The 21,793-nt window shown below is 65.3% G+C and carries 22 protein-coding genes; 21 read left to right on the forward strand and 1 reads right to left on the reverse strand.

Annotated features, from left to right (window positions below):
- Positions 1-5: 5 nt before the first annotated feature.
- From ACZ0BA_RS01315 to ACZ0BA_RS01390, 16 genes are read left to right on the forward strand one after another with little or no spacing between them, the layout of a single operon-like run.
- Complete coding sequence (locus ACZ0BA_RS01315; RefSeq protein WP_463449567.1) at positions 6-551, forward strand: COG4648 family protein; 546 nt, start codon at positions 6-8, stop codon at positions 549-551.
- A complete protein-coding gene (locus tag ACZ0BA_RS01320; RefSeq protein ID WP_463449568.1) occupies positions 544-2,325 on the forward strand; it encodes an AMP-binding protein in 1,782 nt (593 codons plus the stop codon). Before ACZ0BA_RS01315 ends, ACZ0BA_RS01320 begins: the two co-directional genes overlap by 8 nt.
- On the forward strand, positions 2,306-3,076 hold the full coding sequence (locus ACZ0BA_RS01325; protein ID WP_463449569.1) for a glycosyltransferase family 2 protein: 771 nt from the start codon (positions 2,306-2,308) through the stop codon (positions 3,074-3,076). The genes ACZ0BA_RS01320 and ACZ0BA_RS01325 overlap by 20 nt, the downstream gene beginning before the upstream one ends.
- Positions 3,073-4,014: an LpxL/LpxP family acyltransferase gene (locus ACZ0BA_RS01330; protein WP_463449570.1), complete on the forward strand. Its 942-nt coding sequence runs from the start codon at positions 3,073-3,075 to the stop codon at positions 4,012-4,014. Before ACZ0BA_RS01325 ends, ACZ0BA_RS01330 begins: the two co-directional genes overlap by 4 nt.
- Positions 4,001-5,566: an HAL/PAL/TAL family ammonia-lyase gene (locus tag ACZ0BA_RS01335; RefSeq protein ID WP_463449571.1), complete on the forward strand. Its 1,566-nt coding sequence runs from the start codon at positions 4,001-4,003 to the stop codon at positions 5,564-5,566. The genes ACZ0BA_RS01330 and ACZ0BA_RS01335 overlap by 14 nt, the downstream gene beginning before the upstream one ends.
- Entirely contained in the window at positions 5,559-5,990 is a 432-nt protein-coding gene (locus ACZ0BA_RS01340; protein WP_463449572.1) for an acyl-CoA thioesterase, read from the forward strand. The genes ACZ0BA_RS01335 and ACZ0BA_RS01340 overlap by 8 nt, the downstream gene beginning before the upstream one ends.
- Positions 5,987-6,595 (forward strand): outer membrane lipoprotein carrier protein LolA, encoded by a 609-nt coding sequence (locus tag ACZ0BA_RS01345; protein WP_463449573.1) that lies wholly within the window; start codon positions 5,987-5,989, stop codon positions 6,593-6,595. The genes ACZ0BA_RS01340 and ACZ0BA_RS01345 overlap by 4 nt, the downstream gene beginning before the upstream one ends.
- A complete protein-coding gene (locus ACZ0BA_RS01350) occupies positions 6,592-8,943 on the forward strand; it encodes an MMPL family transporter (protein ID WP_463449574.1) in 2,352 nt (783 codons plus the stop codon). Before ACZ0BA_RS01345 ends, ACZ0BA_RS01350 begins: the two co-directional genes overlap by 4 nt.
- Positions 8,936-10,183, forward strand: coding sequence for an NAD(P)/FAD-dependent oxidoreductase (locus tag ACZ0BA_RS01355; RefSeq protein WP_463449575.1), 1,248 nt, complete (start codon positions 8,936-8,938; stop codon positions 10,181-10,183). Before ACZ0BA_RS01350 ends, ACZ0BA_RS01355 begins: the two co-directional genes overlap by 8 nt.
- Positions 10,168-10,746 carry a DUF3261 domain-containing protein gene (locus ACZ0BA_RS01360; protein ID WP_463449576.1) on the forward strand — a complete coding sequence of 193 codons (579 nt, stop codon included), beginning with the start codon at positions 10,168-10,170 and terminating at the stop codon, positions 10,744-10,746. Before ACZ0BA_RS01355 ends, ACZ0BA_RS01360 begins: the two co-directional genes overlap by 16 nt.
- 37 nt (positions 10,747-10,783) lie before the next feature.
- Positions 10,784-11,983, forward strand: a complete 1,200-nt coding sequence (locus ACZ0BA_RS01365; RefSeq protein WP_463449577.1) for a beta-ketoacyl-ACP synthase — start codon at positions 10,784-10,786, stop codon at positions 11,981-11,983.
- Positions 11,983-12,477, forward strand: a complete 495-nt coding sequence (locus ACZ0BA_RS01370; protein ID WP_463454690.1) for an ApeP family dehydratase — start codon at positions 11,983-11,985, stop codon at positions 12,475-12,477. The genes ACZ0BA_RS01365 and ACZ0BA_RS01370 overlap by 1 nt, the downstream gene beginning before the upstream one ends.
- Positions 12,474-13,211, forward strand: a complete 738-nt coding sequence (locus tag ACZ0BA_RS01375) for a 3-ketoacyl-ACP reductase FabG2 (RefSeq protein ID WP_463449578.1) — start codon at positions 12,474-12,476, stop codon at positions 13,209-13,211. The genes ACZ0BA_RS01370 and ACZ0BA_RS01375 overlap by 4 nt, the downstream gene beginning before the upstream one ends.
- Positions 13,208-14,440: a beta-ketoacyl-ACP synthase gene (locus ACZ0BA_RS01380; RefSeq protein ID WP_463449579.1), complete on the forward strand. Its 1,233-nt coding sequence runs from the start codon at positions 13,208-13,210 to the stop codon at positions 14,438-14,440. Before ACZ0BA_RS01375 ends, ACZ0BA_RS01380 begins: the two co-directional genes overlap by 4 nt.
- Positions 14,441-14,450: 10 nt before the next feature.
- Entirely contained in the window at positions 14,451-14,897 is a 447-nt protein-coding gene (locus ACZ0BA_RS01385) for an excinuclease ATPase subunit (RefSeq protein WP_463449580.1), read from the forward strand.
- Positions 14,898-14,909: 12 nt separating this feature from the next.
- Positions 14,910-15,518 (forward strand): 4'-phosphopantetheinyl transferase family protein, encoded by a 609-nt coding sequence (locus tag ACZ0BA_RS01390; RefSeq protein ID WP_463449581.1) that lies wholly within the window; start codon positions 14,910-14,912, stop codon positions 15,516-15,518.
- Here ACZ0BA_RS01390 and ACZ0BA_RS01395 read toward each other — a convergent pair whose 3' ends face one another.
- Entirely contained in the window at positions 15,519-16,346 is an 828-nt protein-coding gene (locus ACZ0BA_RS01395; RefSeq protein WP_463449582.1) for a polysaccharide deacetylase family protein, read from the reverse strand. It lies immediately after the preceding gene.
- Positions 16,347-16,493: 147 nt separating this feature from the next.
- Between ACZ0BA_RS01395 and ACZ0BA_RS01400 the strand changes: the two genes are divergently transcribed.
- The 5 genes from ACZ0BA_RS01400 to ACZ0BA_RS01420 all read left to right on the forward strand — a co-directional run bounded on the left by ACZ0BA_RS01400 (position 16,494) and on the right by ACZ0BA_RS01420 (position 21,646).
- Entirely contained in the window at positions 16,494-17,216 is a 723-nt protein-coding gene (locus ACZ0BA_RS01400) for a class I SAM-dependent methyltransferase (RefSeq protein WP_463449583.1), read from the forward strand.
- Positions 17,217-17,337: 121 nt separating this feature from the next.
- Entirely contained in the window at positions 17,338-19,506 is a 2,169-nt protein-coding gene (locus ACZ0BA_RS01405) for a TonB-dependent receptor (RefSeq protein ID WP_463449584.1), read from the forward strand.
- 13 nt (positions 19,507-19,519) lie between these two features.
- Positions 19,520-19,819, forward strand: a complete 300-nt coding sequence (locus ACZ0BA_RS01410) for a hypothetical protein (RefSeq protein ID WP_463449585.1) — start codon at positions 19,520-19,522, stop codon at positions 19,817-19,819.
- Positions 19,809-20,078 carry a hypothetical protein gene (locus ACZ0BA_RS01415; protein WP_463449586.1) on the forward strand — a complete coding sequence of 90 codons (270 nt, stop codon included), beginning with the start codon at positions 19,809-19,811 and terminating at the stop codon, positions 20,076-20,078. Before ACZ0BA_RS01410 ends, ACZ0BA_RS01415 begins: the two co-directional genes overlap by 11 nt.
- Positions 20,075-21,646, forward strand: coding sequence for a PepSY-associated TM helix domain-containing protein (locus ACZ0BA_RS01420; protein WP_463449587.1), 1,572 nt, complete (start codon positions 20,075-20,077; stop codon positions 21,644-21,646). The genes ACZ0BA_RS01415 and ACZ0BA_RS01420 overlap by 4 nt, the downstream gene beginning before the upstream one ends.
- The last annotated feature ends 147 nt before the right edge of the window (positions 21,647-21,793 follow it).

The following is a 21,793-nucleotide window of genomic DNA, read 5'->3' on the forward strand; positions in this document are numbered from 1 at the left end:
ACGCGATGCCGATGACTGTATTGACGGCGGCGTTGACGCTGCTGTATCCGTTGGCGATCTGGCTGGGACATGGACAAGTGGAACCGCGCTGGCTGGCCGGCCTGCTGCTGCTGGCGGTGGCCACGCGCCTGCCCGCGCTGAAATTGAGCGGCGTCGCGCGCTGGTCGGTCGCCGGCGGCCTGCTGCTGGTCGCCTGCGCGATCTGGAGCAACCTGCTGCTGCCCTTGAAGCTCTACCCGGTGCTGGTGAACGCCGCACTGCTGGCGGGCTTCGCCTGGAGCCTGACGACGCCGATGTCCGCCGTCGAGCGCATGGCGCGCCGGCGCGGCGAAGACTTTCCGCCGCCGGCGCAAGCATATATGCGGTCGGTCACCCAGGTGTGGTGCGTGTTTTTCGTGATCAATGGCTTGATCGCGCTGGCGACGGCACTGTGGGCCTCCGAGGCCGTTTGGTCGCTGTACACCGGCGTGGTGTCGTACGCGCTGATGGCAATCCTGTTCGGCGCCGAGTATCTGGTGCGGATGCGTTTCAAACGGCTGCACCATGTCTGACCGTATCGAGTGTTTGTATGCCGCGCTGTGCGTGCGCCCGGCCGCCGGCATCGTCGGCTGGTCGGCGGGCGAGGGCGTCACCAACGGCGCCTTCCTCGCACGCGCGCGCGGCTGGTACGCCTTGCTGCGCGACCGGCCGGGGCGCGACTACGCGCTGTACCTGGAAGACAGCATTGAATTCGGCGCGGCCCTGCTGGGCGCCTGGCATGCCGGTAAAACCATCTGGCTGAGCGCCGATACGCTGGAGGCCACATGCGCCTCGCTGCGCGCCTCGGTCGACGGTTTCCTCGGCGGGTTCCCGGCGCAGTTGCAGCCGTTGCAGCAATCGGCGCCTGCCGCCGACGGCGCCGACATGGGCGGTACGCTCGACTCCAACTTCCCCGCATTGGTGGTGTTCACCTCCGGCAGCACCGGCGCCGCCCAGGCGATTCCAAAGAAGCTGTCGCAAATGGCCAACGAGGTCGAAACGCTGGATGTGCTGTTCGGCGCGGCGGCGGGCGACGCCGCGATCCTGGCGACGGTGTCGCATCAGCACATTTACGGCCTTCTGTTCAAGGTCTTGTGGCCGCTGACGTCCGGCCGCGCGATCCACGCGCTCAGCATCGCCTTCCCGGAGACGCTGGCGCCGGCGATGGCGGCCGGCCCGTGTGTGCTGATCGCCAGTCCGGCGCATCTGAAACGCCTGCCGGAACACCTGGATTGGCGCGGCGCCGCGCGCATGCTGCGCGGCGTCTTTTCCTCCGGCGGCCCGCTGGCGCCGGAAATCGCGTTCGCGATGGACGCACTGCTGGGCAAGGTGCCGGTGGAAGTCTACGGCAGCTCGGAGACCGGCGGCGTGGCCTGGCGTCAGCGCAGCGTCGGCGCCGATGACTCGTGGCTGCCGTTCCCCACGGTGGCGTGGCGACTTGGCGAAGACGACGGACTGGAAGTGCGCTCGCCGCACCTGCCGGACGACGCGTGGCTGGCTTTGGCCGACCGCGCCGAACGATCCAGCCGCAACGGCGAACAGCGTTTCCTGCTGCGCGGACGCAGCGACCGCATAGTCAAGATCGAGGAAAAGCGCATTTCCCTGAGCGCGATGGAGGCGACCATCACCGACACTGGTCTGGCCGCCGAGGCGCGCGTCATCCTGTGCGATCCGGTCGCCGGTGAACGCCAGCGGGTCGCCGCCTTCGTCGTACCCACTGCGGCCGGGCGCGCGCTATTGGCCGACGGCGGCAAGAACGCGCTGAACGCCCGCTTGCGGACGGCGCTCACGGCGACGGTGGAACTGGTGGCCTTGCCGCGCCGCTGGCGCTATCTGGAGCGGATGCCGGTCAACGCGCAGGGCAAGACCACCATGGCGTCCTTGCTGGCGTTGCTGGACCATGACGAAGCGGCGGCTGGCGCGGCTTCGGGAGCCGGCACCGATAACCGACCGCGCCTGCCCCACGTGCGCGAGCTCGAACGCACCGGCGACCGTGTGCTGCTGGAAGTGACGGCGCCGTCGAACCTCTTCTATTTCGACGGCCACTTCGACGTCGCGCCGATTTTGCCCGGCGTGGTGCAGGTCGACTGGGCGATCCATTATGGCCGCCAGTACTTTACGTTACCGGCTATCTTCAAAGGCATCAACGCGCTCAAGTTCCAGCAAGTGATACAACCGGCGCAGCCCGTGCGCCTCGAACTGCTGCACGACGCGGTCAAGGGCAACCTGCAATTTCGCTACGCGTCCGACGCCGGACAGCATTCCAGCGGCCGCGTGGTGTTGTCGGATGGAGGCGCAGGTGTCTGAACCATCCCAATTCAAACCGTGCATCGTGGTCCCGGTCTACAACCACGAACACGCCATTGGCGCGGTGTTGTCGGGGCTGCTGCGCCACGAGGTGCCGTGCATGCTGGTCGACGACGGCAGCAGCGCGGCATGCGCCGCCGTGCTGGATGCGCTGGCACAGGCCAACCCGGGCCGCGTGACGCTGGTGCGCCTGGCCCAAAACCAGGGCAAGGGCGCGGCGGTGCTCAGTGGATTTCGCCGCGCGGCGGAACTTGGCTTCAGCCACGTGCTTCAAATCGACGCCGACGGCCAGCACCGGACCGACGACGTGCCGGGTTTCCTGGCACAGGCACAGGCCCACCCGGACGCCGTTATCGCCGGCCATCCGGTCTACGACGAATCGGTGCCGAAGGCGCGCCTGTACGGGCGCTACGCCACGCACATCTGGGTCTGGATCAATACGCTGTCGTTCGACATCAAGGATTCGATGTGCGGCTTTCGCGTCTATCCGGTGGCGCCGGTCAACGCGCTGGCCGCGCGCCACGCGATCGGCGTGCGCATGAACTTCGATACCGACATTCTGGTGCGGCTGTTCTGGGACGGGCTGCAAGTGGTCAACCTGCCGACCCGCGTGTCCTATCCGGCGGATGGCGTGTCGCACTTCCGCGTCTGGCGCGACAATGTGCTGATCACGTGGATGCATACCATCCTGTTCTTCGGCATGCTGCCGCGCATACCCAAACTGCTTGCGCGGAAGTGGCGGACATCGTGAGCGCGCGCAGTTTGCACTGGGCCGCGATCAACGAAATCAGTTTTGTCGCCGGCATGCGTTTCCTGTTCTGGATCTGCCGCGTCTTCGGCCGCTGGCCGTTCCGCGTGGTGCTGTATCCGGTGCTGGCGTGGTACGTCGTTACCAAGCCGTTGCCGCGCGCCGCCTCGCGCGATTACCTGCGCCGCATGGAGCGCTTCAGCGGCCGCGCGCAACCCGGCGTGCTGCGCCACTTCGCCGCCTTCGGCGAGAGCATCCTGGACAAAATGCTGCTATGGGGCGGTTTGTTCGACGTCGACGGCGTCACGCTGCATGGCGGAGAGTTGATCACCGACGCAGTCGCGGAAGGGCGGGGCGGCTTGCTGATCTGCGCACATCTGGGTAACCTGGAGCTGTGCCGCGTGTTGGGCCGCCAACGTCAGGACATCAAGCTTACGGTGCTGGTGCACACCAAGCACGCGCAAGCTTTCAACGAGATGCTGGGCACCCTCAATCCCGCCAGCCAGCTCAATCTGATGCAGGTGACCGAAATGTCGCCGGCCACCGCGATACTGTTGTCCGAGCGCGTCGCGCGCGGCGAATTCGTCGTCATCGCCGGCGACCGCGTCCCCGTCTCGCACAATCCGCGCGTGGCGGTGGCGGACTTCCTCGGCGCGCCGGCGGCCTTCCCGGTCGGCCCGTACGTGTTGGCGAATATTTTGCAATGCCCGGTGTACCTGCTGTTCTCGATGCGCCGGGGCGCCCGGTCGGACGTTTATTTCGAACGCTTCCGCGACACGGTGCGCATACCGCGCAAGGAGCGCGACGCCGCGCTCGCGGTGCTGGCCGGCGACTACGCCCGGCGGCTGGAGCACCACTGCGTGCAGGCGCCGCTGCAATGGTTCAATTTTTACGATTTTTGGCATTTACCCGAATTGGAGCGTCCTGATGCAACCCGCTGACACAGCCCGACTGAATACCGCCGCGCGCACCGTGAGTTTCGATCAGCAGCGCCTGACGATCGAAGATATCGTCGATATCGCGCAAGGCCGGGCGACCGCCGCGCTGTCCGGCGATCCCGCGTTCCGCGCCGCCATCTCGCGTGGCGCCGAGTTCCTCGAGCGGCTGCTGCGCGAGGACGGCACCATCTATGGCGTCACCACCGGCTACGGCGACTCGTGCACCGTCACCGTGCCGCCCGAACTGGTGGCCGAACTGCCGCACCACCTGTACACCTATCACGGCGTCGGCCTGGGCGAGTTTTTCACGCCGCAGCAGACGCGCGCGATCCTGGCTTCGCGCCTGGCGTCGCTGAGTAAAGGCTATTCCGGCGTTAGCGTCGAACTGCTGCTGCAGATCACCCGCCTGCTCGACGCCGGCCTGCTGCCGTTGATTCCGTCGGAAGGCTCGGTCGGCGCCAGCGGCGACCTGACGCCGCTGTCGTATGTGGCGGCGGTGCTGTGCGGCGAGCGGGAAGTGTGGCGCGACGGCGTGCAGGTGCCGGCCGCGCAGGCGCTGCGCGAGGCGGGCATCACGCCACTGAAACTGCGTCCGAAAGAGGGGCTTGCGATCATGAACGGCACCGCCGTCATGACCGCTCTGGCGTGCATGGCTTACGACCGCGCCGGGTATCTGGTGAAGCTGACCACCCGCATCACGGCGATGGCATCTTTCGCGATGGACGGCAACGCCCATCACTTTGACGAGGTGCTGTTTTCGGTCAAGCCGCACGCCGGCATGCAGCAGGTGGCTGCGTGGCTGCGTGGAGACTTGCCGACCGACCAGTGGGAACGCAACGGCAAGCGTCTGCAGGACCGTTATTCGATCCGCTGCGCGCCGCACGTGATCGGCGTGCTGGCCGACGCCATGCCGTTCTTCCGCACCGCGATCGAGAATGAACTCAATAGCGCCAACGACAATCCGCTGATCGACGCCGAGAACGGGCGCGTGCTGCATGGCGGCCATTTCTACGGCGGCCACATCGCCTTCGCCATGGACGGCATGAAGAACGCCGTCGCCAACCTGGCCGACCTGCTGGACCGCCAGATGGCGCTGCTGGTCGACAGCCGCTACAACCACGGGCTGCCGGCCAACCTGTCCGGCGCCACCGGTCCGCGCGCGGCCATCAACCACGGTCTGAAAGCGCTGCAGATCAGCGCCTCCGCGTGGACCGCCGAAGCACTCAAGCTGACCATGCCGGCGTCGGTGTTTTCGCGCTCCACCGAATGCCACAATCAGGACAAGGTCAGCATGGGCACCATCGCCGCGCGCGACTGCCTGCGGGTGCTGGAATTGACGGAGCAGGTGGTCGCCGCGTTGCTGATCACCGTGCGCCAGGGCGTCTGGCTGCGCTGCCAGGCCAGTCCCGAGCTGCGCCCGCACGCCGCGCTGGCGGCGATGCAGGAGGCGCTGGCCGCCGACATCAAGGCGGTCGAGGAAGACCGCCGCCTGGAACCGGACCTGCGCCTGCTGCTGGAGCGCATCCGCGCCAAATCATGGGATCTGTATGCGTAAGGCCAAGGAAAGCCGCTGGTTCGCGGAAGTCGAGATGCAGGTGCAGTTCTTCGACCTGGACCCGATGGAAATCGTCTGGCACGGCCGCTACGTCAAGTATCTTGAAGTTGTGCGCTGCGCTCTGCTGGACAAGATAGACTACAACTACCCGCAGATGAAGGCCTCCGGCTATGCGTGGCCGGTAATCGATATGCAACTGCGCTACGTCGGTTCGGCCACCTTCGGCCAGAAGCTCAAGCTGCGCGCCGACATCGTCGAATGGGAAAACCGTTTGAAGATCGATTATCTGATCACCAACGCGGAAACCGGCAAACGCCTCAACCGCGCCAGCACCACCATGGTGGCCGTCGATATCGCCACCAAGGAGATGTGCTTCGTGTCGCCGCCGGTGCTGTTCGAAAAACTGGGAATCGAGCCTGTATGAAGAATGTGAAAACCATGTTGCTGGCAGCCGCGCTGGCGATGTTCAATCCCGCGCAAGCCGCCGCGCCGGTCGCCAAAATCCAGGCCATGCTGGCCAAGCCGCCCATCATGTGCGGCCGCTTCGACCAGACCAAGCAACTGGCCGGCATGAAAAAGCCGCTGGCGTCGAACGGGCGCTTCTGCGTCGTCGCCGGCAAGGGCGTGTTGTGGCGCACCATGCAGCCTTTCCCGAGCACCTTGCGGCTGACGCGCGACGAAATCGTCAACTACCAGGGCGACCGCGTCGCCATGCGCCTGGACGCCAAGACCGAGCCGACGGTCCGCATGATCAACAACGTGTTGTTCTCGCTGCTGTCCGGCGATCTGGGGCAGCTCGAAACGCTGTTTGAAGTCGACGGCACCGTCGACGCCACCAGCTGGAACGTCGCCCTCAAGGCGCGCCAGGCGGCGCTGGAAAAAGCCATCGGCACCATCAAGCTCGATGGCGGCGCCTACGTCAAGAACATCGTCATGAGCGAGGCGGGCGGCGACAAGACCAGCATCGTCTTCTCCGCCATCCAGACCGGCGAGTCGGCAATGACCAAGGAAGAGGCGGCGCTGTTTTGACGCGTACCAAAAAACTCGCGCTGTTATGGGCGGTGGTGGTGTGCCTGCTGCTGGGGCATAACGCCTATCTGTGGCTGGTCCAGCGCATCGTGCCGAACACCGACATCATGGCGCTGCTGCCGGTGCAGGAGCGCGATCCGGTTCTGCAGCAATCGTTCTCGCATATGGTCGATGCGGCGCAACAGCGCGTCATCGTGCTGGTTGGCGCCGCCGACTGGGAAGACGCCAAGCGCGCGGCCGACGCCTACAACGCTGTTCTGGCGCCGCGCAAAGACCTGTTCGAGGCCACCCGGATCGACGAAAAAACCCAGGGCGACTGGCTGTCGCTGTTCCAGCGCCATAGTCTGACCTTGTTGACGGCCCAGCAGGAGGCGCAACTGCGCGCGCAGCCGCCGCAGTTCTGGCTCGATACGGCGTTGAGCAAATTGTATAGCCCTTTCGGCGGGCCGAAACTGGGCTCCTGGCAGCAAGACCCGTTCGGCCTGTTCGCCGGCTGGGTGCAGGAGCGCGCGCAGGAGACACCGGTGCGTCCGCGCGACGGACATCTGTTCGTCGCCGGCGCCGACCGCCAATACGTGCTTCTGCCGCTGACGCTCAAGGTGCCTGCGCTGTCGATGACCGCGCAGGAAAACGTGCTGCCGCTGCTCAAGCAGGCCGCCGACGCCGCCCGCCAGGCCGCCTCGCAGGTGGAGTTGATCCAGGCGGGCGTGATCCTTCACGCCGCCGAGGCCAGCGCGCAAGCCAGCGGCGAGGTGTCGACCATCGGCATTGGCTCGCTGCTCGGCATCATCCTGCTGATGTGGTTTGCCTTCCATTCGTTCAAACCGATTTCGCTGATCATGCTCTCGATCGGCATCGGCTTCCTTGGCGCCTTGTCGGTGTGCTGGCTGATGTTCGGCCAGATCCACTTGATGACGCTGGTGTTCGGCGCGAGCCTGATAGGCGTGGCGCAGGATTACGGCATCTACTTTTTGTCCAACCGCTTGTCGGCCGACGAAAAACTCGATTCACCGGCCTTGCTCAAACGGCTGCTGCCGGGCCTCGGATTGACCTTGCTGGCGGCGGTGATCGGCTACATGGGACTGGCGTTGACGCCATTCCCCGGCCTGCGCCAGATGGCGGTGTTCTCCGCGCTTGGCCTGGTCTTCGCGTGGCTGACGGTGGTGTTCTGGTTCCCCGCGCTGATCGGCGGGCGGGCGCTCAAGGCCGGCGCGCTGGTGCGCGTGTACGGCGACGCGTTGCGGCGCTGGCCTTTGCTGCGCCTGAACCGCGCCACGCTGGCGGCGGCGGTGGTATTCGTGCTGGCGGCGGGCTACGGCATCAGCCGCCTTGGCGCCAACGACGATATCCGCCTGCTGCAAAATCCGCCCAAGCATTTGATCGACGATCAGATCAAGTTGAGCAAGCTGACCGACGCGCCGACGCCGGTGCAGTACTTCCTGGTGCGCGGCGCCTCCGCCGAGGAGGTGCTGCAACGCGAGGAAGCGCTCAACGCAAAGCTGGACAAATTGACCGCCGCCGGCGCCATCACCGGCTATCAGGCCGTGTCGAACTGGGTGCCGTCGGCGCGCACGCAGGCCGCGCGCCGCGCGCTGATCGAACAGAAACTGCTTGGCGGAGACGGCCCGCTGCAAGGCCTGGCCAAACAGACAGGCGAGGACGCGCAATGGATTGCGGCCACCCGCGCCGGATTGCTGGCGGCCGGTACCCCGCTTACGCCGGAGGATTTCCTCAAATCGCCGGCCAGCGAACCTTCGCGCCACCTGTGGCTGGGCCAGACCAATGGCGTCCATGCCAGCATCGTGGCGCTGCGCGGTCTTGGCAGGGCGGCGGTGCCGGAGGTCATGCGCGCCGGCGACGGCCTGCACGGCGTGCAGTGGGTCGACAAGGTGGCGGAGATTTCATCGGTGCTGGGACGCTACCGCGAGAATATGAGCTGGGTGGTGCTGGGCGCCTACGCGCTGGTGTTCGCGATGCTGTTCCCGCGCTATCGCGGGCGCACCTGGAGGGTGCTGGCGCCGACCGCGCTGGCCAGCGTCGCTACCCTGGCGATCCTGGGCTTCGCGTCGCACAACCTGCAGTTGTTCCACGTCCTGGCCCTGTTGCTGCTGCTGGGCGTGGGCGTCGACTACGGCATCTTCATGCAGGAGCGGCCCGACAATCGCGGCAACGCGGCGTGGATGGCGGTGGGGATGTCGGCATCAAGCACGTTTTTATCGTTCGGACTACTGGGCCTGAGCAAAACACCTGCACTGCAGGCGTTCGGCCTGACAATGCTGCTGGGGATCGCACTGGCCTGGTTGATCGTTCCCTGTTTTGGCACCATCAAGGAAAGCAAGCATGACTGACGCACTGACTATCGAAACCGTGGAAATTCTGATCGTTGGCGCCGGGCCGGCCGGCTCGGTCGCCGCCGCGCTGCTGCGCCAGCAGGGACGCCAGGTGCTGGTGATCGAGCGCGAGGAATTTCCGCGCTTTTCGATCGGCGAGAGCCTGCTGCCGCAAAGTATGGCCTACCTCGAACAGGCGGGCATGTTGCGTGCCGTGGTGGAGGCGGGCTTCCAGTTCAAGAACGGCGCCGCCTTCATGCGCGACGGCGTGTACACCGACTTCGATTTCCGCGACAAGCACTCGCAAGGCTGGGGCACCACCTACCAGGTGCAGCGTGCGCACTTCGATCACATCCTGGCGAAGGAGGCCGCGCGATTCGGCGCCGAGGTGCGTCACCGTCACGAGGTGCTGAACATCGAGCTGGGTACAAACGGTGCGCCGGCACTGGTCACCGTCAAGAATCCGGAAGGCGAACAATATCAGGTCCGCGCCGGCTTCATTCTTGACGCCAGCGGCTTTGGCCGCATCCTGCCGCGCCTTCTGAAGCTGGAGACGCCGTCCAACTTCCCCGTGCGCGGCGCCATCTTCACGCACGTCGAAGACGGCATACGCGAGGGCTTCGACCGTAACAAGATACGCGTAACGGTTCATCCGAAACACGACGACGTCTGGTTCTGGACCATTCCGTTCGCCGGCGGCCGCTGCTCGCAGGGCGTGGTGGCGGAGACCAGCTTCCTGGACCGCTACCAGGGCACGCCGACCGAGCGCCTGCAAGCGATTCTGGCGGAGGAGCCATCGCTGAGCGCCATGCTGGCCAACGCCAAGTGGGATACGCCGGCGCGCCAGATCACCGGCTACTCGGCCAATGTCGAAAAACTGTGGGGGCCGGGCTACGCGCTGCTGGGCAACGCCGGCGAATTCCTCGATCCGGTGTTCTCGTCGGGCGTGACCATCGCCTTCAAGTCGGCGAGCCTGGCCGCCGCCGCGCTGCAACGCCAGTTCGCCGGCGAGACTGTCGACTGGCAGGCCGATTTCGGCGCACCTTTGCGCAAGGGCGTCGATACGTTCCGCGTGTTTGTCGAGTCGTGGTACGCGGGCGGCTTCCAGAAGATCATTTTCCACCCCAACCAGCAGCCGGAGGTGAAGCGCATGATCTCCGCCATCCTGGCCGGTTACGCCTGGGACCTGAGTAATCCATACGTCAAGGAGACGCCGCGCAGGCTGGCGGCGCTGGAGGCCCTATGCACGCCGCAATGATCTGGCACGGTATTCGCCAGTGTCTGCATCTCGGAGTGCTGGCCGTTTTTGCGCTGCTGGCCGGTTGCGCCACCACGCCACCGCCGCAGGCACGTTTGGGTTTGAAGCTTGCGCCGGCCGCGCTGGGGACGTCGATCAGCGTGCAGCAGCACTTGAAAGTTGAGCGGGCCGGCCGCACCGACGATCTGGACGTCGCCTTGCAGGTGGAGCGGGACGCGATTGACGTCGTCGGCCTGGCGTTCGGCCAGCGGGTGCTGACCATGCACTACGACGGCAAGGAACTGACCTCCTGGCGCCACATGATGTTGCCTTCGCAGGTGCGCCCCGAGGACGTGCTGGAGGACATGCAACTAACTTTGTGGCCGGCCGAATCGATCGCCACCGCGCTGCCTGCGGGATGGCGCATCGCAGAGCAGGGCGCGACACGCACCCTGTACCTGGAAAACGAGCCTATCATGACGATTGTCTACAGCGGCACGCCTCGCTGGAGCGGCACCGTGGTGTTGGATAATCTGCGGTATCACTATAAGCTGACGATACAGTTTGCGCAGGAAGCCAATTGAGCTCAATGGGCGAAACGAGATTGACCGAGACGGAAGCATGAATTTTTATCTGAACGCTTGCGGTATCATCTGCGCGCTTGGCGATGGCCATGCGCAGGTGAAGGCGCGCTTGTACGCCGGCGAGAGCGGCGTGGCGATGACCGGCCAATGGTCGCCGGGGCGCGAGCTGCCGCTGGGCCGCGTGCTCGCGGCGCTGCCGTCGCTCGATCATTTGCCGGCCCGCCAGCGCAGCCGCAACAACGCGCTGGCGCTGGCCGCGCTGGCGCAGATCCGTCCGGCCGTCGAGGCGGCAATGGCGCGGTATGGCGCCGACCGCGTCGGCGTGGTGATCGGCACCAGCACCTCCGGCATCGGCGAGACCGAGCAGGCCATCCGCGACTACTGCGCCGACGGCGTTTTGCCGCCGCACTTCGTCTACGATCCGCAGGAAATGGGATCGCCCGCCGTCATGCTGGCGCATGAACTGGGCTTGTCCGGGCCCGCCTATGTACATTCGAGCGCCTGTTCGTCGAGCGCCAAGGCCATGGCCAGCGCGGCGCGACTGATCAAGATGGGCCTTTGCGACGCCGTGCTGACCGGCGGCGTCGATTCGTTGTGCACCTTCACGGTAGCCGGTTTCGCGTCCTTGGAATCGGTCAGCGACGAACAGTGCAACCCGATGAGCGTCAACCGCCACGGCATCAACATCGGCGAAGCCGGCGCGTTGTTCCTGATGAGCGCCGATGCCGGGGAGGCCGGCGAGGCCGGTGCCGTGGCTTTGCTGGGCTGGGGCGAGTCGTCGGACGGCCACCATATGTCCGCCCCCGATCCGGCCGGCGTGGGTGCGCGGCTTGCAATGATGCAGGCGCTCGAACGCGCCGGCCTTGACGCCGCGCAGATCGATTACGTCAATATGCACGGCACCGCGACGCCGCAAAATGACGCGATGGAGTCGCGCGTGATCGAAGCGCTGTTCGGGCTTGAAGTGCCGGTCAGTTCGACCAAGCCGTTCACCGGCCACACGCTGGGCGCGGCGGCGGCGGTGGAAGCGGCGTTGTGCTGGCTGGCGATGCAGGACGATAATCCGCAGGGCAGGCTGCCGCCGCATCTTTGGGATGGCGCGGCCGATCCCGCGCTGCCGGCGCTCAACCTGGTGCCGCCCGGCGCGGCGCTTGGCCGTCCTTTGCGCCGTGTGTTGAGCAGCTCTTTCGCTTTCGGCGGCTCCAACGCGGCGCTGGTACTGGGGAGGACCGGATGATGGCCGATGTATTGCAAGATGCGATGCCCGATGTCGGCACGCTGGTGCCGCATTCCGGCCAGATGGTGCTGCTCGAACGCGTGATCAGCGCCGACGCGGATAATTTGTGCGCGGAAGTGCGCATCCACGCCGGCAGCGTGCTGGCGACGGAACAGGGTGTGGGCTCGTGGGTCGGCATCGAATATATGGCGCAGGCGATCGCCGCGCACGCGGGCTGGCTGGCGCTGCAACGCGGCGACGCAGTCAAGGTCGGGTTCCTGCTTGGCTCGCGCAAGTACGAGGCCAGCGTGCCGTATTTTGCCCCGGGCAGTGTGCTGCTGGTGCATGTGCACCGCGTGCTGCAGGCGGAAAACGGCCTGGGTGCCTTCGATTGCCGGATCGTTCCGGCCTACGCTGCCAATGACGCCAACGCTGCCAGCCTGGCCACGGCGACGGTGACCGTTTTCCAGCCCGATAATGTCAATCAATTTCTCAAAGATGGAAACGTAGCATGAATCAGAACAAGTCCATGAGCGTGCTGGTGACGGGATCTTCCCGGGGCATCGGCAAGGCGATCGCGCTGCGTCTCGCGCGCGACGGTTACGACGTGGTGCTCCATTGCCGCAGCCAGCGCGCCGAAGCCGACGCCGTGGCGCACGAGATCGAGTCGATGGGCCGCGCAGTGCGCGTGCTGCAGTTCGACATCGGCGACCGCGCCGCCACCGCCGCCGCGCTGGAGGCGGATATCGAACAACACGGCTGCTACTACGGCGTGGTGTGCAACGCCGGCGTGGCCCGCGACAACGCCTTCCCGGCCATGTCCGGCGAGGACTGGGATATCGTGCTGCAAACGAATCTGGATGGCTTTTACAACGTCCTCAATCCGCTGGTGATGCCGCTGGTGCAGCGGCGCAAACCCGGTCGCATCGTCACCCTGGCATCGGTGTCTGGCCTGATCGGCAACCGTGGCCAGGTCAATTACAGCGCGGCCAAGGCGGGCATCATCGGCGCCACCAAGGCGCTGGCGCTGGAACTGGCCAAGCGTGCGATCACCGTCAACTGCGTGGCGCCCGGCCTGATCGAGACCGACATGATCAGCGACGTGCCGATGGACGAGGCGCTCAAGATGATACCGGCGCGCCGCGTCGGCAAGCCGGAGGAGGTGGCGGCCGCCGTCAGCTTCCTGATCGGCGAGGAAGCGGGCTACATCACCCGCCAGGTCATCTCCGTCAATGGCGGTCTGGCATGAGCCGCCGCGTCGCCGTCACCGGCATGGCCGGCATTAGCCCGATCGGCAACGACTGGGCCACGATTCGCCAGCGCCTGGGCGAGTTCCGCAACGCCATCGTGCACATGGACGACTGGTCCGACTACGAAGGCCTGAACACGCGTCTGGGCGCGCCGGCCGCGCCGTTCGAGCTGACCGACCGCTATAACCGCAAGGCGATCCGCAGCATGGGCCGCGTGGCGCTGATGGCCACGCGCGCCACCGAGCTGGCGCTGGCCGACGCCGGCCTGCTCGATCACGCGCTGCTCAAGGGCGGCGACCTGGGTGTGTCGTTCGGCTCGTCGGCCGGCACGCCGAGCGCCATCGGCGATTTCGGGCGAATGATGGAGGAGCGCACCACCAAGGGCATCAACGCCACCACCTACATCAAGATGATGTCGCACACGGCGCCGGTCAACATCGGTGTGTTCTTCGGCATCACCGGGCGCGTGATCACCACGTCCAGCGCCTGCACCTCCGGCAGCCAGGGTATCGGTTATGCCTACGAGGCTATCCGCGCCGGCAAGCAGCTGGCCATGGTGGCCGGCGGCGCCGAGGAACTGTGTGCGACCGAGGCGGCGGTATTCGACACGCTGTTCGCCACCAGCACCCGCAACGACGCCGCCCACACCACACCGCGTCCGTTCGACGCCGGCCGCGACGGCCTGGTTATCGGCGAGGGCGCCGGCTGTCTGATCGTGGAGGACATGGACCATGCGCAGGCGCGCGGCGCCGCGATCCACGCGGAGCTGGTGGGCTTCGGCACCAACAGCGACGGCTGCCACGTCACGCAGCCGAATGCGGCGACGATGCAGAAGGCGATGCAACTGGCGCTGCGCGATGCCGGCTTGCAGCCGTCGGACATCGGTTACATCAACGCCCACGGCACCGGCACGCAGCAGGGCGACATCGCCGAATCGCAGGCCACGCTGGCGGTGTTCGGCGACAAGACGCCGATCAGCTCACTGAAAAGCTATATGGGCCATACGCTGGGCGCGTGCGGCGCGCTGGAGGCCTGGATCAGCATCGAGATGATGCGCGAGGGCTGGTTCGCGCCCACCATCAACCTGGAGCGGGTCGACGGCGAATGCGCGCAACTCGATTACATCACCGGCGAAGGCCGCTCGCTGCAATGCGAGTACGTGATGTCGAATAACTTCGCCTTCGGCGGCATCAACACTTCTCTGATTTTTAAACGGTACGTTAAATAGGAAGACGACAATGAAAAAAACCATCGTTACCGCAGCCTTGCTGGCTGTTTCGCTGACCGCCTCGTGGTCCGCCTCGGCGGAAGACAAAATGGTGAAATTCCCTATCGCCGGCGCCATGGCCGTCAACGACGCGCAGCAGCGCCTCGGCGACTCGGTGAAGTTCTATTTCGCCGACCAGCAGATGCCTAAGGTGGCGAGCAAGATCACCAGCGACAAGACCAGCCAGCGCACCAACGGCTTCGGCAAGTCGGCCGAAAAAGCCTGCAACTGGGTGTTCCTGTCCGCCATGCTGGCGTTGCAGAAGCGCGCCACCGAAGTCGGCGCCGACGCGGTGGTCAACATCGTCAGCAATTTCAAGGATCAGGAATTCGCCAGCCAGACCGAATACGAATGTGCGGACGGCGCCATCATGGCCGGCGTCGCGCTGAAGGGCGATTTCGTCAAGCTGGCCAAGTGATCGCCGGTTTCGATGAGTAAGGCCACGCTGTGGATGGTGGATGCGGACGCGGTGGCCGATGCGGATCTGCTGCGTTTCCGCGACTGGCTGTCCGCAGGCGAGCGGGCGCGCTATCAGCGCTTTGTCCGCGCGCAGCGACTGCGCCAGTTCGTTGTCGGTCGTGTTTTGCTGCGCAAGGCGCTGGGCCGTTTGCTGAACGTCGAGGCGCGGGAAATCCAACTGGAGGACCAGGTGGGCAAGGCGCCGCTGCTGCTGTCGCCCGCCGTCAAGGGCGGCATGCCCGGCTTCAGCATCGCGCATAGCGGCCGCTGGGTCGCTTGCGCGGTGAGTGCGCAGACCGCCCTCGGACTGGATATCGAAATGCGCGACGCCGGGCGCGATCTGGCAGCGTTGGCCGCGCAGGCGTTCGACGCGCGCGAGATGGCGCGTTGGGAGGCCATGCCGCAGGAGCGGCGGGTTGACGGGTTTTACCGGATGTGGAGCGAGAAGGAAGCGCGCTTCAAACTGGGGGAGGGCGCTGGCGGACATTACGTCGCCGTGCCGCACGACGAATTGTCGGTGGTGGTGTGCAGTGAATTACCGTTGGACGAACCGCCCAGGATTGAAGTCGTCAGCCTTTGATCACTGCCACAGCCAGTTCCAAAGCCCCGGCAGTTGCGGTTTGGCGTTCGGATTGCTGACGGTGCTGGCCAGCGCCGCGCGTTCCAGTTCGTCGTGGTCGTCGTAGAACGGTTTGGCCGCGAGCGGCACGTCGAGCTCACGCGCGACGTCGATCAGGATGTCCAGGTATTCCTGGATGTGGCGCGAGGTGTAGGTGTTCACATCGTGGAAGGTGACGACGACCGGCGTGCTGCCGTCGACCGCCGGCATGGCGCCCGCCGCCCAGCGCTTGCGCGTCTCGGCCAGGTGTTTGAGCATGTTCGAACGTTTGTGCCAGCTGAAGTTGATGCCGTAGATTTTGCCGTCGTTGGCATTGAGGTCGGTCAGCAGCATGCGCATGCCGTGCTGGCGGTACGACTCCAGCGTCTCGGCGTCGTAGGCCCAGAACGGCGGGCGTACCAGCTTAGGCGCGACACCGGTCACGCCGACCAGGTCATCGACGCCTTTTTGCATCGACTCGTCCAGCGTCTGCTTGCTCATGAAACGGTGGTTCGAGTGGAACAGCGTGGCCGAATGCAGCGCGACGACGTGGCCTTCATCGTGTTCGCGCTTGATCAGCGCGCGCCCGACATCGGTGCCGCCGCCGTGCCAGGCCCGGGTCTGTGTGAAGAACACTGCCTTGATGTTGTCCTGCAGCGGATTGCGGGCCAGCGTTTCGAGGATATGCACGGTCGGGTTGTCGCTGTCGGCGGCGGCGGGTCCGTCATCGAAGGTGATCAGGAATCGTACAGGAGCCGGCGACGGCGTGGACGTGTCCTGGCCTGCGGCGGCAGCGCTCAATAGTAGCAATGACAATGTTGCTAGCAGCAGGTGGGGACGAAGGACTGACACAGGCTTTACGAACGACGAAGAACGACGAGGGATGGCCATTGTACGTGAATTCACGTTGTCGCCGTGCACCCGTAATTTTATTTAACCAACGTAAATGAAGATCTTATGAGCGCCAATTTCGATGTAATGCAGCCGTCCAGCGATCCCCATGTGCCGGAGACGGCGTTCGGCAAATGGTTCTTGCGCACGGATACCTGGACCGTCCATGTGCTGGAGCGCGCGCTGGTGGATCTGGAGCGCATGATGCCGGCCGAGCGCCGCAGCTACGACGTGGTGGCCGATGTGGGCTGCGGCTTTGGCCGGTCGCTGGGCAAGCTGCACCAGCGCTTCGCGCCCAAGCGCTTGATCGGCATGGACATCGATCCCGAGATGCTGCAGGAATCGGCCAAGGAGATGGCGGCGCTGAATATCCCCGCCGACTTCATATGCTGTTCCAGTTCGAATATCAAGCTCGAAGACAATTCGGTCGACCTGCTGTTCTGCCATCAGACCTTCCATCACCTGATCGATCAGGAGCGCGCGATCCAGGAGTTCTTCCGCGTGCTCAAGCCGGGCGGGGTGCTGCTATTCGCCGAGTCGACCAAGCGTTATATCCACTCCTGGATCATCCGCCTGCTGTTCCGTCATCCGATGGATGTGCAGAAGACCGCGCCCGAGTATCTGGCGATGGTGCGCGCCGCCGGTTTCTCGGTGCCGGATAACGCGGTGTCGTATCCATTCCTGTGGTGGAGCCGCGAGGACCTGGGTATTCTGGAGACCGCGTTGCGCATCAAACCGAAGGCGGTGCGCGAGGAAACGCTGATCAATCTGGTGGGCGTCAAGCCCTAGCCGGCACACCGTCTGTCGCATCCCATGCCAAATCGACAAAATTTCCTTTGAATGTAAACGATTCTCATTTAAAATTCGTCGTTTATGAGAATAGTTCTCATTTCGATGAAGAGGATGTGGGATGCGTATCAAAGTCATGGTGTTGGCGCTGATCGGGGTGATGGCGGGCTGGAAGGCGAATGCCGGGGCGGCCGGCAATGCTGCGGTCGCGGAGGCGGCGCCCGTCGAGCAGGTCATCATTTCGGGCGATAAGCTTCGGCGCACGGAAATCGACAGCAGCGCCAGCGTGGGCGCGCGCAACCGCCGCCAGATCGCCGAATCGGGCGCCACCACCATCGAGGACGTGGCCGCGCAGATGGCCAACGTCGGCACCGCCGAAGGTTTGTCGATACGCGGCATCGGCCTGACCGGGCCGACCGGCGGCGGCGCCCGCACCATCACCGTCGTCGTCGACGGCGTCGCGCAGGACGGCTTTGGGCAGGACATCACCGGCATGAGCGTGTGGGACGCCGACCGCCTGGAGGTGCTGCGCGGGCCGCAATCGACCAACCAGGGACGCAATTCGCTGGCAGGCGCGGTGGTGGTGAAGACGCGCGACCCGACCGATGTCGCCGATTTGAGTTACCGCGTCAGCGCCGGCAACCAGCACTCGCACCGCGTGGCGCTGGCCGGCGGCGGCGCCATCGTCGACCAGGTGCTGTCCGGCCGCATCTCGTTCGAGCAGCGCCGGCGCGACGGCGACATTTACAACCCGACCCGAGACGACCGCCGCTTCAACCGTGACGACGGCCATACGCTGCGCGGCAAGCTGCGCGTGACGCCGTGGGGCGACCGCTATCAGGCCTTGATCACGCTGGTGGACGAGCAGCGCGATCTGGGCAACCCGCATGTGGAAGCTGTGCGCTATCCGGCGTCGGCCCGTCTCAACCTGTCGAACGAACCGCGCGACGCGGAAAACCGCGCGCGCTCGGCCGCGCTCGAGCAGACCTTCCGCCTTGGCGGCGCCGACGTCACGCTATTGAGCACCTATTCCCACAATCGCTACCAGCGCGTGTTCGATTACGATTCGACCGAACTGCGGCAGGGCTACCGCACCGGCGAAAACACCACGCGACAATGGACCCAGGAGGCGCGCGTCAATCTCGACACCACCTTGCTGGGCCGTCCGCTCAAGGGTGTGGCGGGGCTGTACTACGCCAACCAGCATTACAACTTCGACGACCTGTTCGTGGTGCCGGTATCGTATGTGCTGGGATTGACGGGGCAGTGCGCCGTGCAAACGGTGTGCGACGCGCAGTACGGCGCGGAGTTCATCAACCGAGGCAACACCCAGGCCGACGGCACCAGGACGCGCGCGGTGTTCACCGAGTTCGATTACGTGATCGACAGGCTGACGCTGACCGCCGGCATGCGCTATGACGCCGAAAGCCAGAGCCGCGTACCGAGCAGCACCACCACCGGCACCTCGCCGCTGGCCCGCACCGTATTGACACGGTTGATCGCCGGCGGCATCTTCGCCGCCGACGGCACGCAATACCTCGGCACCGACACCTCGGTATGGCTGCCCAAACTGGGCTTGCGCTACGCACTGGCGCCGCAATGGGTGGCCGGACTGACGGCGCAGCGCGGCTATCGCACCGGCGGCGTTAATTACAGCTACCAGCGCGGCGCCAAGGCCTTCGATCCGGAGTTCACCAACAACTACGAGGCCTCGCTCAAGGGCGCGCTCGATAACGGCCTGGTGGTCGCCCTCAACGCCTACCGGGTCGACTGGTCGGATCAGCAGGTCGACGTCGGCCGAAATTCGCTCGATACCTATTTCGTCAACGCCGGCAGTTCACGCTTGCAGGGGCTGGAGGCGGAAGTGCGCGGCAAGGTGATGCGCAACCTGGAGCTGTTCGGCGCCGTTGGCGTATCGAAGACGCGCTTTGTCGATTTCGACTCGCCGCAGGGCGACTACACCGGCAAGGAATTCGCCCGCTCGCCGCGCCAGACGCAGTCGGTGGGCTTCAGCTGGACGCCCGGTCGCTGGATGCTGAACGCGAACATGGTGCATGCAGGCGGCAGCTACACGGGACCGGAAAACACCACGCGCAACGACGCCCACACGACGCTGGGCGCCAAGGCCACCTACACGCTTTCCAACGGCCTGACCTTGTTCGCCTTCGGCAGCAACCTGACGAATCGCACCTACATCGTCAACAACCGCATCGCGACGGTGACGGGGCGCTACAACGTCATTCTCGGCAACGCGCGCCAGTTTGCCTTTGGCGTGCAAGGCGATATCTAACGGAGGGCAAGCCATGAATTGGATCAGCACCGTGGTGGCGTCGTTGGCCGCCTTGTGTCTCTATCTGGCCTCGCCGCACCAGTCGTTGTGGCGGGCCGCATTGAGACGCCAGCACTTTTTGCGCTGGCTGTCGGTGCCGCTGGCCACCGGCGCCGTCGCGGCGGCGGTGCAGGACTATGGCCTCTGGTGCGGCGTGTGCATCGCGCTGTCCGGATTCATGACGATGCTGGTCGTGCTGCCTTACGCCGACGCCTGGCTGCGTCGCCGCCGGCCGCAAACGGCAAGCAAACCGGGAGCGCGCCATGTGGGGTAAATCGACCGCCGCCGTGTTTCTGGGATTGCCGCTGGCGGTGATCGTGGTCGGCATCTGCGCGTTGCTCAGCCATGACCAGGCGCGCACTACGTTGCCTTGGCTGCTGATGTTTTTCCTGTTCTGGATAGGCGCGATGACGATCGCCTTCCTGTTCCGTACCGGCCGGCAGGCCTGGTTGTGGATGGGCGGCGCGACCTTGCTCGGCTACGCAGCATTGCATTTTTCGAAGGCCGTCGGCCTGTTAAGGATCGCCGGATGAAATCATCGACACTGCGTACTTTCATCTCCGTCCACACGTGGGTCGGACTGGTGGCGGGCTTTGGCCTGTTCTTTGCCTTCTACGCCGGCTCCATCACCTTGTTCCACTCCGAGCTGCACGCCTGGCAGACGCCAATCCCCCCGGTGGCGCCATCGCCGGCCCAGCTGCGACCGCAGGCGCTGGTCGACGCGACGCTCGCCGCGCATCCCGAAGTAGGCAAGCGGTTTTATGTCAGCCTGCCCTCGGCCTATGAGCAGGAGCTTGTGCTCACCGCCGAGGAGCGCCATTTCCGCCTCGACGCCGGCGGCAAGCTGGAGGAGTTCGCGGAGCGCTCGCACCTGATGGACTTCATCTATCATCTGCACTATACGGCGGGGCTGCCGGACCGTTTAGGCCTGTACACGCTGGGCGCCGTGTGCATCCTTTATGGGCTGGCGCTGGCGAGCGGCGTGATTATTTACGCGCCTACCTTCTTCAAGGACCTGTTCGCGCTCAGGATAGGCAAGAACATCAAGCGCATGTGGCAGGATGCCCATAACGCGATCGGCATCCTGTCGCTGCCGTTCCACATCATGTATGCATGGAGCAGCGCGATCCTGGCGCTGGGAGTGATCCTGCTGGCGCCTTTCCAGTACCTGGTTTTCGACGGCAAACTGCTCAATCTCGTGGCGGCCGATATCAACGTCGCCGCGCCGCCGTCGGCAGCCCGCGTGGCCGCGCCGCTGGTGCCGGTCGCGCAGTTGTTGGCGACCGCCGAGCGCGCGGCGCCGGGGATAGAGGTCAAGCGGCTCATCTACCAGGAAGCCGGCGACGCCAACGCGCAGGTGCAGGTGATCGGCGACGTGCGCGGGAACAGCGTGTCGCGCAATTCGGCGGTGGTGATCGGCGCCACCACCGGCGAGTTGCGGCGGGTGGTCTCACCGGAAAATTATGGACCCGGCATGCGCTTCCTGCGCACTTTGCAGGCCCTCCATTTCGGTAACTTCGGCCACGCGGCGGTGCAGTGGATGTACTTCATCCTGGGCGCCGCCGGCGCCTTCCTTTTTTATAGCGGTAACCTGCTGTGGATCGAGGCGCGCCGAAAGCGTCTTAGCCTGGTGCAGCCGCGCAGCGGACGGCTGATGGCGCAAGCCACGCTTGGCGTGTGCCTGGGCTGCGTGGCCGGCGTCTCGGCCATGTTCGTGATTAACAAGCTGGCGCCGGCCGCGCCCGGCCAGCTGCCGTTGTGGGAGTCGCGCGGCTACTATGCTGTGTTCTGGCTGGCGGTGGCGTGGGCCTTCGCGCGGCCGCCGGCGCGCGCGGCGTACGAGCTGCTGACCGCGTGCGCGGTGCTGACCCTGGCCATTCCGCTGTCGCACTGGATCGCCACCGGCATCAATCCGCTGCTGGCGCTGATGCACGGCGACGGCGTCACCGTCGGCGTGGCGATCGTGGCGTTGCTGGCGGCCGCCTTGTACTGGAAGATGGCGCGCGCGGTGCTGCGGCGCGGCCTGCACGGCGATCCGCACAGCGTCTGGTCGCTGCGCGCGATCACGGTCAAACAGGACATGGCGCGGCAGGCGGCATAGGTAGCGATCAAGGTCTGGAATATAGGCATGGACATCGGCGCACGCGCTGTTTGATCTGCCTCACCACTTACTTCCATCACTGCATGCCGAGACGGGCCGGCATGCGGTTATAATCCGCTCAATCTTTCCGGAATTTCCAGTTAGCAA

This window comes from Duganella sp. AC917, from assembly GCF_979258245.1.